10 protein-coding genes are annotated in these 14,740 nt (G+C 41.3%); 7 read left to right on the top strand and 3 right to left on the bottom strand.

What is annotated here, in order from left to right; translation table 11 throughout:
- Positions 1 to 960: 960 nt before the first annotated feature.
- The 3 genes from nadE to G585_RS0114675 form a co-directional block, all read right to left on the bottom strand.
- Positions 961 to 1,716 (bottom strand): NAD(+) synthase, encoded by a 756-nt coding sequence (gene nadE, locus G585_RS0114685; protein ID WP_022776013.1) that lies wholly within the window; start codon positions 1,714 to 1,716, stop codon positions 961 to 963.
- Between the two features lie 56 nt (positions 1,717 to 1,772).
- Positions 1,773 to 2,978 (bottom strand): nicotinate phosphoribosyltransferase, encoded by a 1,206-nt coding sequence (pncB, locus tag G585_RS0114680; protein WP_022776011.1) that lies wholly within the window; start codon positions 2,976 to 2,978, stop codon positions 1,773 to 1,775.
- A 69-nt stretch (positions 2,979 to 3,047) separates the two neighbouring features.
- Positions 3,048 to 3,563 (bottom strand): adenylyltransferase/cytidyltransferase family protein, encoded by a 516-nt coding sequence (locus G585_RS0114675; protein ID WP_022776010.1) that lies wholly within the window; start codon positions 3,561 to 3,563, stop codon positions 3,048 to 3,050.
- Positions 3,564 to 3,832: 269 nt separating this feature from the next.
- On the opposite strand from G585_RS0114675, the gene G585_RS0114670 reads away from it, so the two are divergent.
- The 7 genes from G585_RS0114670 to G585_RS0114640 all read left to right on the top strand — a co-directional run bounded on the left by G585_RS0114670 (position 3,833) and on the right by G585_RS0114640 (position 14,567).
- Positions 3,833 to 5,473 (top strand): glycosyl hydrolase family 28 protein, encoded by a 1,641-nt coding sequence (locus tag G585_RS0114670; protein ID WP_022776009.1) that lies wholly within the window; start codon positions 3,833 to 3,835, stop codon positions 5,471 to 5,473.
- A 603-nt stretch (positions 5,474 to 6,076) separates the two neighbouring features.
- Positions 6,077 to 6,874, top strand: coding sequence for a hypothetical protein (locus tag G585_RS19175; protein WP_022776007.1), 798 nt, complete (start codon positions 6,077 to 6,079; stop codon positions 6,872 to 6,874).
- A gap of 140 nt (positions 6,875 to 7,014) precedes the next feature.
- Positions 7,015 to 8,355, top strand: a complete 1,341-nt coding sequence (locus tag G585_RS0114660) for a DUF2130 domain-containing protein (RefSeq protein ID WP_022776006.1) — start codon at positions 7,015 to 7,017, stop codon at positions 8,353 to 8,355.
- Positions 8,356 to 8,386: 31 nt separating this feature from the next.
- Positions 8,387 to 9,742: an MATE family efflux transporter gene (locus G585_RS0114655; RefSeq protein WP_022776005.1), complete on the top strand. Its 1,356-nt coding sequence runs from the start codon at positions 8,387 to 8,389 to the stop codon at positions 9,740 to 9,742.
- A gap of 37 nt (positions 9,743 to 9,779) precedes the next feature.
- Complete coding sequence (locus G585_RS0114650) at positions 9,780 to 11,435, top strand: spermidine synthase (RefSeq protein WP_022776004.1); 1,656 nt, start codon at positions 9,780 to 9,782, stop codon at positions 11,433 to 11,435.
- Positions 11,436 to 11,566: 131 nt separating this feature from the next.
- Entirely contained in the window at positions 11,567 to 13,564 is a 1,998-nt protein-coding gene (locus G585_RS0114645; protein ID WP_022776002.1) for a methyl-accepting chemotaxis protein, read from the top strand.
- Between the two features lie 13 nt (positions 13,565 to 13,577).
- Positions 13,578 to 14,567, top strand: coding sequence for a substrate-binding domain-containing protein (locus G585_RS0114640; RefSeq protein WP_022776001.1), 990 nt, complete (start codon positions 13,578 to 13,580; stop codon positions 14,565 to 14,567).
- Positions 14,568 to 14,740 lie beyond the last annotated feature (173 nt).

Genomic DNA, 14,740 nt, shown 5'->3' with positions numbered 1-14,740 from the left:
GACATAATAGGATAAACGTTACAGTTTTTTTGATCTTATCCCACATCTCAGTTAATCCCGCTATAATCCCATATATATAAGACATCAATTGCTTGTAAATTGCTGCTCACGCTTTCATATTACGATTTCCCTTCAATCCTACCTAATATATTGCAATTCTTAAACATTTGTATGGATCATTATGCTCATTCAATCCATATCATTCCGTCCGTATAACAGTCCATATTTAATGGAGATAGTTATTCTGGGCATATAGCGCTTTATAAAGCTTCCAGCCACCTCTGATTTTTATTATTTTGGGCATATAGCAGCTTTTTGCGAGGTCAGCCACCCCTCAACTGGGCATATAGGACGATTTCAAGACTCGGGCCACCCGTTAAAAGGGTGGCTGTGGACGGATAATTACCGTATATGCCCAATCGCCTGTGATAAAAGCCATGGTGAGGGGTGGCTGCAAGCCTGGAATCAGGCTATGAGCCCAAAAAGGTTTTATTACGAGTGGCCGATCTAGTGAAAACTAGCTATATGCCTAAGATTCCTTGAAATTAGCCACTTCTACTGTTCTCGGATTTGGATCCCGAGGCCCTTGTACCCAGCCACACCGAAGGTGCCTGCCATTGACGGGTTCTGAGGAAAACGCTACAATGCTGAATCCGACGGTGCGAGATAATCTACTGTTCCCATCATCATCACCGTCGGCAAGATACAGGCGGCGTTTTCCTCAGGCTCAGTCAATGGTGGCGTACGAAGCCAATTTCTTAAGCTTATCCATAAAATCAAAGTGACAGTTTAAATGTATTATTTTTATAAATCATTTAAACCGTCGATTGTCTTCCAACTCACTTACGTATATACAAAGTGAGAGTATTCCGATGTATGCTAGTTGCATTCATCTGAATACTCTCGTTAATCTACAATATATTAAATCATTTTCCTATAGCCACTTTTTTATGAGACACCTTAATTCTGTCGATAGGTGGGTATGGTTTGAAGCTTATGAAGGTTGATCGCGTGAAGGTGATCAATCTTCTTTTTTGTTTCCTCATCTTCACAGATTCCTGTGAGGACGTATTTATCAAGAGTATCGTAGGTAAAACCAAGTTTGTCTTCATCTGACATTCCGCTAAGTCCATCTGATGGAGTCTTGTGAATAAGGTCAGATGGAAGACCAAGTTCATCACCGATGGCTCTCATCTGGCATACAAGGAAGTCAGAGCAGGGGCTAAAGTCACCTGCTGCATCGCCGTATTTGGTTGAGTAGCCAACGTAATCTTCTGATGCGTTACAGGTGTTGGCAACGCGGCCGCCATTTGGAAGAGACTGGGCAATGGCATAGAGTGTAGCCATGCGGATCCTGGGCGGTGTGTTGATCATGGCATCTTTCGAAAGAGTGACGCCGGCTGCTTCTAAAGCTTTCTTTTCGCCTTCAACTGCAGGGTGGATGTTCACAATATGTGACTTTATTCCAAGTATCTCTGCGACTTTTTTGGAATCATCAATATCTTTCTGTTCTCCGTCAGGCATTAGAACACCGACAACTCTGTCTTTTCCAAGAACTTTTACTAAGAGAGCAGCAACTATTGTTGAGTCTTTTCCACCGGATAAACCAATGACAGCGCTGGCCTTTGGGCCATTGTTGTCGAACCATTCTTTGATCCAGGCTGTTATGTTTTCAATTTCTTTTTTAGCATTAAAATCTTTTATTATATTATTCATATTTGCCACCTATATCAAAAATTCTCTTACAGTCAGCTGTAGGGATCATGCGAGCATCAAATCGCTTCATTCTCCATTCTCCAATCGATGCATCTCTGTAGATAATCAACGTATGCAGGATTTTTGCACATTCCTTTGCCTTCAACATCAGAGATCTTGGCAACATCCTGGCCATTGCAGGCTGTTGTTTTCATTACAATGTTAAGAGGTGGAACTTTGGTGTCGTTGGCTATATAGGTGCCGATTCCAAAAGCAACCTTTGCCTTTCCGTTAAAGTGAGCAAAGATATCATTGGCGCGTTTGAAATCAAGGCTGTCACTAAAGAGAAGAGTCTTTGTCTTTGGATCAATGCCAAGGCTCTCGTAGTGTTTTATCATCTTTTCACCCCATTCAAATGGATCGCCGCTGTCGTGTCTTACACCTGAGAAAAGAGTTGAATATGTGAGCTGGAAGTCACGGAGGAAGCAGTCTGTTGTAATTGCATCTGTAAGGGCTGTTCCGTTAAGGATTCCATATTCTTTTACCCAATAATCGAGGGCGTACCAGTTGGAGTATGCCGGATTGTGCTTGTGGTTACCCTGGCCGACACACATGATCCATTCGTGAGCCATTGTTCCTACAGGAGTTACATTAAGAAGCTTTGCAAGATAAACGTTTGATGTTCCTACGAAGATTGAACCATCAAGCTTGGCATTTTTGAGCTTCATTACTGCAAGCTCCTGGGCTTCAGCAGATAGGCGTCTTCTGAGACCAAATTCACTGAATGCACCAATCTTGTAAGTGCCGCTTGTGAGCATTGAAATTTTTTCATCAAGCTTTTCTTCAAACGATGAGAAGAGTTCATCATAGTCATAGGCCATGCGGAAGTATACTTCATTTACAATGGCAAGAGTTGGAATCTCATACATGGATGTATTGAGCCAGGTTCCGTTTGTCTCGATTGAAAGTCCGCATGGAGCGTCGGTTCCAATTGTGAAATCCTCATATCTTGGGTGCCATAAACGAAGGAAATCAACATAGGATTTTTTTATCCATTTAATTCCTGCAAGGTATGCAAGTTCATTCTCATCGAAATTGAGGTCACAGTATGCGTAGATCTGACGCTTGATTTCTTCAACCATTTCAGGTGTGAACTTCACGTCAGTATTCCTGCATTTGAATGACCAGGTTGTGGTGTAGTCAGGAAAGTTGTGATAGATAGCCTGACCCATAGAAAATTTGTAAAGATCTGTTTCAAGTAAACTTTCAATAATGTTTTTCATGATAGTTTTCCCCTAAGTAAAAATATTATTCTTTGACTTATTGATTCTTGTTTTTGCTAAAAGAATTCTTTATTCAAGCATACCTGTCTCTTCCAGGTAATTTCTGAACGCCTCATTGATGTCATCTGCGTGGATTGTGGGATTGTTTCGAATCTCAGTTCCGGATACACGTATGACTGCTCTGTCTACAAGATTGAATGTGTGGTCCGGATATATTTTTCCAAGTTTATCTATGTAAGATGGCTCTCCGGTGTACCAGTTAAAGTGCGCACTATCCGGCGAAATATTGGCCTGTTCAAACAGTTCGTTTCCCCATAAAACCCAGTTTTCGTGGGTGAAGGTGCCATCAAGCCCCAGTTTTTTGTCGTCTATTTTTACAACTATTACTCGTGGATCATCTTGGAACATTTCTGTGACGATTTTGAATCTGGTGGCAAAGTCCAGAAAATCTTTGCCCCTGTCAGCCTGATATCCACATACTGCCAGTATCAGCCTGTCATTTTCTAAAAGAGCTCTTTTGATAAGGAACTCATGTCCCTTGTGCATAGGTATGAAACAACCAAAAACAATTCCGATGTTCTGCATTGCTGTCTCCAAAAGATATATGACGTGATTTTAAGTACCACACCATCATATCATACTCTGAGGCTCAATATGTAATATAATTATGACAGGGGATCGAAGTCATAATGCATTCATGCTTGCATGATATGCTTTATGACCTTGAGACCCACAAAATATGAGGAAGTAGCACTTGTGCGGATTCCGAATGCTTTAGAATTGCGAGAGTGATTTATCACGGAGCAATTCGTGTCATCATAAAATACTTGAAAAATCGTGGAGGAGAAGCGGGTATGCAGATAGATAAGGCAACACTGCCTGACAATGGAGTGATCTATGAGGGTGATTATTATAAAGGAATTCCTTATGGGCAGTATATTAGGCAGCAGGGGGTTCCGGATAAGAACATGTCGAAGGTATTTGATATAAGAGACTTCGGAGCAGTAGCTGATGGAATGACAGTTAATACGGAAGCTGTTCAAAAGGCTGCTGATGCTGCAAGGGACGTGGGCGGCGGAGTAGTGCTGGTGGATGGCGGATGGTACATTTCAGGTACTGTTAAGATCTATGACAATACAACTTTGTGGATAACCGGGGATAGTGCTCTGGTTGCATCCAAAGACCATGACAATTTTGTAGATGCGTTTGTGATCCTTGATAATGCGGAGAATGTCCGCGTTACAGGTGGTGGAAGGATTTATGGCAGCGGAGAATACTTTGTTTATCTGCCTCTTAAAAAGCCTCTTTTGACACCTCTTGAAAAGATCAAACAGCCACCGTTTCTTTATGATCCAATGGGATATCCTGTGGATACTATGAGATATGCGATCAGAAGCCGCATTCGCTACGCTGAGGATAAATATGGAAATGGTCAGCCAAAGATCAAGAGACCAATGTATATGCTGTGGGCTAATGGTTGCAAGAATGTGATCATTGAGAATGTCATTCTGGAGGATTCCATGGACTGGAATCTGTGTATTGATGGTTGCGACAATGTGAAGGTGTCAAATGTGGTCATCAACGGAAACCGCCACGTGGCAAATACTGATGGTATTGATGTTATGGGCAGTGAGGATGTTGAAGTTACACATTGTTTTATTTCAACTGCAGATGACGGACTGTGCGTTAAGGCTCCAAGGGTCCACGACCACGATGGTCTTAATGTGGCTTTTGAAGGGAAAATGCGTGGCACGAAGAATGTACGCTTTTCAGACTGCACGGTTCTTAGCGTTGCCAATGCTTTTAAGATTGGAACAGAGACTTATTATGATATTGAAAATGTGACATGCGAGAATTGTCATTTCTTTCTGGATATTTATCCGGGAACCTGCTCCGGAATTGCCATTGAGAGCGCGGATGGAAGCAACGTAAAAAATGTCACTGTCCGCAACATTACCATGGACAACGTTGCATGTCCGCTGTTTATTTGTCTTTGCAAGAGAAATAAGTTTGGATATGCCTCTGCAGAGGATGAGAAGAAGCGCTTTTTGGGCGGCTCTATTGAGGGCGTGACTATCGAGAATATCAAGGCTGTTAATGCTGAGGTGCCATCAATTGTAACGGGGTATAAGATGACCCGGAAGCAGATGGAAGCTCTTTTGACCAAGGAAGGGGTATCTGAGATAGTAGCTGGCGGAATTGTTGCTGGTGAATGTGAGTTTAATGAAAATGATTCTTCGGATAATATAATTGGAAAAAAACTTGGGGAAATCATGATCAGTGACTTTGAAGTGGTATATAGAGACGACAAGGAAGAGATAAATCTTTTACCTGAAATACATGAGAATGTCACTGATTATCCTGAGAACAGCGCCATGGGCGATGTGCCGGCATACGGCCTGTTTATCAGGCACGCACCAAAGTGTACATATTCAGGGGTCCATGTTGTGCCGCGAAGCATGAATACAAGGGAATGTATAGTAGAAGCAGAGTAGCAACACAAAACAAGAAGCCGTGATGTTTTCGACTTCTTGTTTTTTTGCATTGACTTTTAGTTTGCGATGAGGTATATTTTTCGCTAGTTTCAATTTTTCTTATGTATTATCTAAATGTTTAGGCAGTTCGCCATACTATTCCAATCACTTTTTTAGTTGGTTTTGGAGCGCAAGCATGTGATAGATAGATTTTACTTAAATTCCATGCATAACTTATGGACTATGGACATGGAAAATAGAAGTTTTTTGATAGAACATGTCAACGAAATCGGCACAGACATGCTATTTGCCCAAGATGGAAAATTGTCATGCCGGAGACGTAAAGAGAAGACATGTTCTTGGGCGAATTGAATACGGTATCATGTCGAAGCGCAGAAATGAGACATGTTCTGAACTGAATTGCATACGATATCATGTCGTAGAGCAGAAAGGTGACATGTTATGAGTAAAAAATGATGCGATGTCATGCTAGTGCATTTGTGGGAATGCATGTCTCGTTATAGAAATGTTGCTTTGACATGCTTAGAAATAAATGGCGGATATGGAACAAGAAAAATTGAGCGAAATGCAAAAAGATAAATTAAAGTAGAGGGAAGGAAAAAAGTGGAAGACTATTTACTCCAATTAAAACAACAAGTAAAACAAATTGATCAACAGATTCTTGATATTGATAGCAGACTAAAAACAAATTCAAATCTTGCGGACAAGAAAATATGCACGACAAATAGAAAGAATGGCTATCAGTATTATGAAGTCAACGAGGATAAAACACGCAAATATATTCCAAAAGAAAAATTAGCTTTTGCCAAGGCTGTTGCTCAACGCGACTATGATTTGGCAGTGAGAAGGGCATTAGTGGACGCACGCTATAAAATAATGCGCTTTGTGAAAAGTTATGATGCAGCTTCTATTGAAAAAGTGTATGAGAACTTGTGTGACGCCAGAAAAATTCTGGTTGAGCCTATTATTCAAACGGATGAGGAGTTTATTCAAGAATGGAAAAGAACTCATTGCGGTCAAAAAAATGAGTACCCGATGACAAAATCATATTTAACAGATCAAGGAGAGAAAGTCCGTTCAAAATCTGAAAAAATACTGGCTGATTTATTTTTTAAGCATAAAATCATTTATACATATGAGCCTAAAGTCATCCTAAAAAATGGAAAAATATTTTACCCGGATTTTGCGGTCCTTAATATCCGCACACGCAGAACTATGTACTGGGAGCATTTCGGTTTGGTATCTAATGGCGAATATGCTTCTAATGCACTATGCAAGCTAAGGGAATATGAAGATAATGGATTAGAAGTTGGAAAAGATATCTTGTTCACTACTGAAACTGAAAGTCAGCCATTTGATCAAAAAAAGATAGAAGAAAAGATAGAGAAATATTTACTTTAATATATATGAACTTTTATAAGCAAGTAACGGATAATATTAGTAAATGAAGATGAACCATGCTAGGGATTATTTAAATCCCTTTATGCTGCATGTTATAATACATGAGAAGTTTTAGCTTTGTTTTGATGGAGGATAGGGATATGGCAGAACTAAAGTGCCCACATTGCGGGCAGGCATTTACAGTTGATGATACAGAGCTCAGTTCGATCGTTCAGCAGATAAGGGATAAAGAGTTTGAAAAAGACCTGGACAGACGAACAAGTGAGCTTGAGAAACACCTCCAGGAGAAGCATGCTCTGGAGATGGCTGCGCAGGAGGACAAGATCACTCTTAAGACCAAGCAGCAGTATGAGAAAGAAATTGAAAATCAGATCAAGATCATCGAAGAGTTAAAAACGAAACAGTATAAAGAGCTTGAAGAGCAAAACCAAAGAATAAATGAATTAAAAGAGGAGAGGGCTGCAGAAATTGAGCAGTTAAAGGACAAGCTCCGCGAAGCTCAGGAGAAGAACAGTAAACTCCAGCTTGAGATAGAAAGCACTTCAGATAAGACCAGGCTTGCAGTTTTGGAGGCGGTAAAAAAAGTTGAGGATGAGAAGCATGAACTTGAAAGTTCGTTCAATGAGAAGGCAAGAGACCTTGAAAATGCACTGACTCAGGAAAAAGAAAAAGGAAAGATCCTTCTTGAGCAGAAGGAAAAAGAAGTTGAGTTCTATAAGGATTTAAAGACCAAAATGTCCACGAAGATGGTTGGTGAGACCCTTGAGCAGCACTGCGAGATTCAATTTAATCAGCTCAGGGCCACAGCTTTTAAGAATGCATATTTTGAAAAAGATAATGATGCAAGAACCGGAAGTAAGGGCGATTATATCTACAGAGAAACTGATGAGAACGGTGTTGAGATCATATCCATCATGTTCGAGATGAAGAATGAGATGGATGAAACTGCAACCAAGCATAAAAACGAGGATTTCTTTAAGGAACTTGATAAGGACAGAAAAGAGAAAAACTGCGAATATGCGGTTTTGGTATCTCTTCTCGAAAGCGATAGTGAGTTGTATAATGCAGGAATAGTTGACGTTTCTTACAAGTATGACAAGATGTACGTTGTAAGACCACAGTGCTTCATTCCAATGATCACGCTTTTAAGGAATGCCGCTCTTGGCGCTCTTTCATACAAGCAGGAGCTGGCAGCGGTCCGCAATCAGGATATTGATATCTCCAATTTTGAAGATTCTCTCATGAAGTTCAAGGATGACTTTAGCAAGAATTACAATCTTGCCCACAAGCATTTTGATACTGCCATAGAAGAAATCGATAAGACTATCCAGCATCTTGAGAAGGTGAAAAAAGAACTTCTTGGAAGCGACAATCAGCTTAGGATTGCCAACAGTAAGGTGGATGACGTCAGCGTAAAAAAGCTTACAAGGAACAATCCTACTATGAAGGCGAAGTTCGATGAGCTGAAAGAGCAGCAATAAAATATTAAGAAGAAAATAGGTTATATACTTAATGGCAACACAAAACAGAAGAGAATATTTAACAACAACACCGGTACCAAAGCTTATTTTGTCACTGTCTGTTCCGACTATCATAAGTATGCTGGTAACGGCTATTTATAACACGGCAGATACTTTTTTTGTAGCAAGGGTGTCATCTGATCCAATGGTCAATACCGCAGCAACGGCAGCCGTAGGACTTGTATTTACAGTGATGGCGCTTATTCAGGCAACAGGTTTTTTCTGCGGCCACGGATCAGGCAATTTCCTTTCCAGAATGCTTGGGGCCGGAAACCATAAAGAAGCCAATGAGATGGCATCCACCGGATTTGCACTGTCGTTGATCCTGGGAGTTATATTTGCAGTAGTTGGAAACATTTATGTGGAAGAGATTGCACAGTTTCTTGGTGCCACCAGCACAACCATGCAGTTCACCATGGATTACATGAGGATAATCCTGTTTGGTGCTCCTTTTATGATGGCCCAGTTTGTTATAAACAATCAGCTGCGATTTCAGGGAAGCGCTGTATATGCCATGATCGGACTTATGTGCGGCGCTGTCATGAATATTGTTCTTGATCCGCTTCTTATCCTGGTTTTCCACATGCAGGTCAGAGGTGCTGCGATTGCTACTGTAATGGGACAGGTTACCAGCTTTATTGTTCTTTTAATTGGAACCAGCAAGGGCGAAAATATCAAGCTCAGCATCAAAAATGTCCACATCAATGGTTATTATCTAAAAGAAATCGTAAATGGCGGTGCGCCTTCTTTGTTCAGACAGGGAATGGCAGCTATTGCGACTCTTATCCTTAACAGAACTGCAGGAGCTATTGGCTCAGACGCTGCAATCGCAGGAATGTCTGTTGCGGGAAGAGTCATGATGATGATGGCTTCTGCTCTTATAGGATTTGGTCAGGGATATCAGCCCGTCTGTTCATTTAACTACGGTGCAGGCCTTACAAAGAGGGTAAAAGAGGGATTCATTTTTTGCGTGAAGTATTCAACAGTATTTCTTGTTGGAATAGGCCTTGTGTGCTTTATTTTCGCACCGGATATAATAGCTCTTTTCTCTAAAAATCCGATGGCGATGGAGGTCGGTGTTGCAGCACTCAGATTTCAGGCCTGCACATTGCCTCTTTCAGGAACCATCGTTATCAGCAACATGATGCTTCAGTCTATAGGAAAAGGTGTCAAAGCTTCCATAATGGCATCCTCAAGAAATGGACTTTTCTTTATACCAATGATATTGATATTACCTCCATTATTAGGTATTCTTGGAGTTGAGATGGCGCAGTCCTGTGCCGATGTGCTTTCTTTTGGACTGGCTATTCCGCTTGCCGCGTCAGAACTTAAGAAATTTAATGACTGATACGGGCATAATAAAATTAAAAATGTTGGGTGAGTAAATGAGACATAAAAAAATACTGAAAAACAAGTTATTTCTTTATTTGACAGAGTTCTTTTCAGGAATGTCTGTCATGGCGGTAGAGCTTGGTGCAAGCAGACTTCTGGCACCATATTTTAGTTCATCACAGATTGTCTGGACTATAATAATCGGAACGATCATGATAGCCATGGCACTTGGTAACATCTACGGCGGTCGAAAAGCAGATAAGGATAAGGACCCCGGGAAACTCTATGGAAGGGTTCTCATTGCAGCTCTTTGGATAGCGCTGATCCCAGTTGTTGGAAAATACATAATACTTGGAATATCAGCAATTCTGGTATTTACTGTTAACTCTAATTTCCTCGTGATCGCAGCCTTTGCGGCATGTATGATTGTGTTTGTTTATCCATTGTTTTTGCTTGGAACTGTTACACCGAGCCTTGCTAAATATACAACGGATTCCCTTGAGGATAACGGTAGGATCATCGGAACTCTCGGTGCATTCAATACAGTAGGAAGCATTATCGGAACTTTTGCTCCCACATTTATAACTATCCCTGCAGTTGGAACTTCAGTTACATTCCTTATTTTCGCAGGTATTTTAGTAGCACTTTGTGTTTGTTATTTCTTAAGCCCTGATGAGGCAGAAGGAAAAACTCAAAAAAAAAATCTAAGTAAGGTAATAGTGGGGATACTGATCTTTGCTATATGTTGCGTCTTTGGACACAGCACCAGCTTCGCTTTCTGGGAGAATGGCCTTACCTATGAAGGTGAGTCAGTATACAACTATCTTCAGGTAAAAGAAACACCAAATTCTGTGATCCTTTCCACAAACGTTCTCTTTGGAGTTCAATCTGTTCTGGTAAAAGAAGGTGCGCTGACCGGTATGTATTATGACTATGCCATGGCAGCTCCCTACATGTGCGGAGTAAAAGACAAGGCGGAAAATGGTGAGGATGTGGATGTGCTTATTCTTGGAATGGGATCAGGCACATACGCGACACAGCTTAGCAGATATTTTGATAATGTAAATGTCACCGGCGTTGAGATTGATGATAAGATCACGGATCTTGCCCATAAGTATTTTGAACTTCCTGACACTACTTCAGTTACAACTTACGATGGAAGGGCCTATCTGGCAGCAGTCAGCGACCAATACGACGTTATCATGGTTGACGCATATCAGGACATTACTATTCCATTTCAGATGTCTTCTGTGGAGTTCTTTTCCCTGGTAAAAGAACATTTGGCACCAGGCGGTATTATGGTGGTTAACATGAACATGTACAGTGATGAGACCCAGAGTGGAAGTCAGGAAGCTACGATCAACACGTATCTGGCGGACACTATTTCATCAGTGTTTAAGAACGTTGTAGTAGTTGATGTTCCGGGAGCGACCAACAAAGAGCTGTTTGCTACTGAGTCAGATGAGTTCCTTACTAATCTAAAAAGCAATGCGGCAAAAGAGCAAAATGAAAAACTGGCGGCCATGATGGAGAGAGCTCTTTTGACTGCAACTGAGTATGAAGCGGGCGAGAATATCATGACTGATGACAAGGCCCCTGTGGAGCTCCTTGGTATGAAGCAGATAGATTCAATTATCAAGGATGAAGTGCAGTATTACAAAGAAATCTACAGATCACAGGGAATTGAAGGATTGATAAACAGTTTGTAAACTGTCTGAAAATTGTATAAATTAGTACGAAATCAAGCACATTTCTAAATGGTTGATGCTATAATAAACATGCATTACCGATTTAGTAATGTGCTATTTTTTGTGTCCGCGAAAGCGAGAAAGAGAGAAAAATGGGTGAAAAGACTGAAAAAAAGAAAAAAACAAAAAAGATAAGTACTAAGCTTATTTGCTACATCGTTCCGCTTGTATCGGCGATGGTTATCGCGCTTGTTCTTGTGGCGTCGCTTCTTTCAAAGAGCAGAATGACTGAGATGGCGAATGAAACTCTTGAGTCGTCTATTTCAAACCAGGCCGATAATATCGAGGCATGGCTTAGTGAGAACCTGCAGTTTTTTAGCACAGTTAAATACTTTATAGAAAAAGAGAATCCTGCAGAGGGCGAACTTTCAGGTATGCTGGATATGTTCTATGGTTACAATTCAAGCTGTCCAAACGGATTATATATTGGAACTTCAGGTGGAAAGCTTATCAAGGCGGCTAAATCTGAAATTACTGAGTCCGATGTCCTTGGGAGTGCATGGTATAAGCAGGGTATCACAAGAGTGGATATGGCTTATGGCGGAGCACATTCCGATGCGGCTGGTACAACAGTTATCAGTGCTACAGGTATTTTAGATATGGAAGGTGATGAGCTGAAGGTCCTTGCAGCTGACGTGCCACTTGACGCCATCAGTATCATCGTTAATTCCGGTGTAAAAATGACAAATGCAAGCTCTTTCCTTGTGGATAAGTCTGATTACACGATCCTTGCCCATAGAAATTCAAGCCTTGTATCAACAAAGCTGACCGGTTCATCATCAGATGCTTTTCTTGATGGAGCATACAAAAAGCTTTCAGCCGGCGATTATACAACTGAAGAGATTGCAACATACATGACAGCTTTTAAGGAAATAGAAGGAACTGACTGGGTGCTTGTATCATATATTCCTACAAGCATTATCTTAAGTGCGGTAACACAGATGAGTAATCTGCTTATCATTATCGGTATTATCGCAGTTGTTCTTATAGTTGTTTCAATTCTCTATGTTGTTAGAAGAGTTATCGCTCCTCTTGGGCATATTACAGAAAATATCACAGCTATGTCAGAGGGAGATTTCACAATTGAAGTTAATTCTGAGAGCAATGATGAAATCGGAATCATGGGAGGCAAGGTTACAGAGTTTGTTACTTCCATGAGAAATATGCTTAGAAGTATCAGCGAGGAATCAGAGAAACTAAGACAGGAGTCTGACAGCAGTGATCAGGTTTCACGAACAATGTATGATGCTTCGCAGGCTCAGTCAGAGGCTATGAAGCAGCTCAATGAGACCGTTGATCAGCTTGCTACAGCGGTTAATGATATTGCGCAGAATGCTACAACTCTTGCGACTATTGTTTCAGATACAAGAGATAATAGTGACAAGGCCAATGAGAGCATGAAGGAAACTGTTGAGATTTCTAAAAAAGGTCGTCAGGACATGGAGAAACTCAGCACAGCCATGCAGGATATCGAAGCTGCAAATAACGAGCTTGTTAATTCTATCAACAAGGTTGGAACAGCTTCTGAAGAGATCACAAATATTGTTGGAATGATCGGTGAGATCGCTGAGGAAACAAATCTCCTCTCTCTTAATGCCAGCATAGAAGCAGCAAGAGCAGGTGAAGCAGGAAAAGGCTTTGCTGTTGTTGCTACCCAGATTGGTAAACTTGCGCAGACATCAGCGGAAAGTGCTCAGAATATCGCAAACCTCATTGAAGAGGTGCACAAACTTATAGAGAATGCGGTGGGACAGGCCCATGCCAGTGCTACAAGCATTCAGGAAAACAGTGAACTTATCGGCGTTGCCGTTGGTACTTTTGACCAGATTTATAACAATATTCAAGAATCCAACAAGCTTATTGAGAACATGATAGAAGATGTGCAGAAGGTTGATGATGTTGCAACCAATGTAGCAGCCATTTCTGAGGAACAGGCAGCCAGTGCAGATGAGATCCTTGCTACATCAGAGAATATGGTTGAGATGGCTGAGAATATCACCAGAAGTAGTCAGGATGTGGCAGATAATTCTGAAGAACTTGCAGGAACCAGCCACACGCTCACTTCTTATGTTCAGAAGTTCAAGATTTGAGGAGGCTTGTAAGATGAAAAAGATTATTACAGTTCTTTTAACAGGATTATTGCTGGTTACGGTCATCGCAGGCTGCGGAGCTGCTTCAGGAAGCACGGCGAGCACTGGTGGTGGCGGAAAGGCAAAAATTCTTTTGATCATGAATGATGTTACTGATACTTTCAGAGGCCAGCTGGCCGATGCGGTTACATCAGCAGCAACCAGCAGCGGAGCGACTGTTGATCTGGTTGAGACAGGCGGAAGCGTTGAGATGGAAGCAGAGCTTGTAGCAACCGCAGCTTCAAAGGGATATACAGCAATTATCCTGAGACCATCTGATGCCAGCACAGCTCTTCAGATGAATGTGGCAGCAGGAAATCTTCCGATCATCTATGTTAACAACCAGCCTTCAGATGAGCATCTTACTGCTGATAAGTATATTTACGCAGGTTCAAGTGAGGAGCAGGCCGGACAGCTTCAGGCTGAATATGTTCTTAAAAAACTGGGCAATCCTTCAAGCCTAAATGTAATTATTTTTGAGGGAGAGCAGGGACATTCAGCTACAATCGGAAGAACTAATGCAGTTATCAAGACTTTAAAAGAAAATGGCTGCAATGCAACATACGTCTTTAAGGATTATGCAAACTGGTCTGACACTGAAGCTGAATATAAGCTTGGAATCTTTATGAAGACAGGGCAGAGCGTTGATGCTGTTTTTTGTAACAATGATACAATGGCTCTTGGTGTTATCAGTGGAATGAAGAAATATGGTCTGGATTATACCAAGATTCCTGTGTGCGGCGTCGATGCAACAGCAGATGGCTGCGAGTCAATCTCTTCCGGTGAGATGGCATTTACAGTTCTTCAGAGCGCAGCAGGCCAGGGAGCTTCAGCTGTAAAGGCGGCTATAGCACTTGGAAGCGGCGGTACGATTGAGGGAATCGATTATGCTACAGAGGATCACAAATGTATTTATGTTCCGTTTGAATCTGTGGATGCATCCAATGTAAGCCAGTACAAGTAATAAGTGATATGATAAACAAAGGGCAGTGCAGTGCTTAGAAGGCATTTCATTGCCCTGTTTGCATGTTATGAGATTTTAGTTTTTGAATTGTGAAAGTTTTATGGTTATTCCAAAAAAGTGTTACGAAAAAGGGGCAAATATGTCATAATCCTAAAAATATCGCGGTATTGCCG

Source organism: Butyrivibrio sp. AE2015 (genome assembly GCF_000420825.1).
GTDB lineage: Bacteria > Bacillota > Clostridia > Lachnospirales > Lachnospiraceae > Butyrivibrio.
Note: the sequence above shows the minus strand (reverse complement) of the source record. Positions and strands in the feature narration are given on the sequence as shown.

Excerpts from the sequence above, each read along its gene's own strand:
- nadE (WP_022776013.1), bottom strand. The coding sequence starts at position 1,716 with ATGAATAATATAATAAAAGATTTTAATGCTAAAAAAGAAATTGAAAAC.
- pncB (WP_022776011.1), bottom strand. The coding sequence starts at position 2,978 with ATGAAAAACATTATTGAAAGTTTACTTGAAACAGATCTTTACAAATTT.
- G585_RS0114675 (WP_022776010.1), bottom strand. The coding sequence starts at position 3,563 with ATGCAGAACATCGGAATTGTTTTTGGTTGTTTCATACCTATGCACAAG.
- G585_RS0114670 (WP_022776009.1), top strand. The coding sequence starts at position 3,833 with ATGCAGATAGATAAGGCAACACTGCCTGACAATGGAGTGATCTATGAG.
- G585_RS0114660 (WP_022776006.1), top strand. The coding sequence starts at position 7,015 with ATGGCAGAACTAAAGTGCCCACATTGCGGGCAGGCATTTACAGTTGAT.
- G585_RS0114655 (WP_022776005.1), top strand. The coding sequence starts at position 8,387 with ATGGCAACACAAAACAGAAGAGAATATTTAACAACAACACCGGTACCA.
- G585_RS0114650 (WP_022776004.1), top strand. The coding sequence starts at position 9,780 with ATGAGACATAAAAAAATACTGAAAAACAAGTTATTTCTTTATTTGACA.
- G585_RS0114645 (WP_022776002.1), top strand. The coding sequence starts at position 11,567 with ATGGGTGAAAAGACTGAAAAAAAGAAAAAAACAAAAAAGATAAGTACT.
- G585_RS0114640 (WP_022776001.1), top strand. The coding sequence starts at position 13,578 with ATGAAAAAGATTATTACAGTTCTTTTAACAGGATTATTGCTGGTTACG.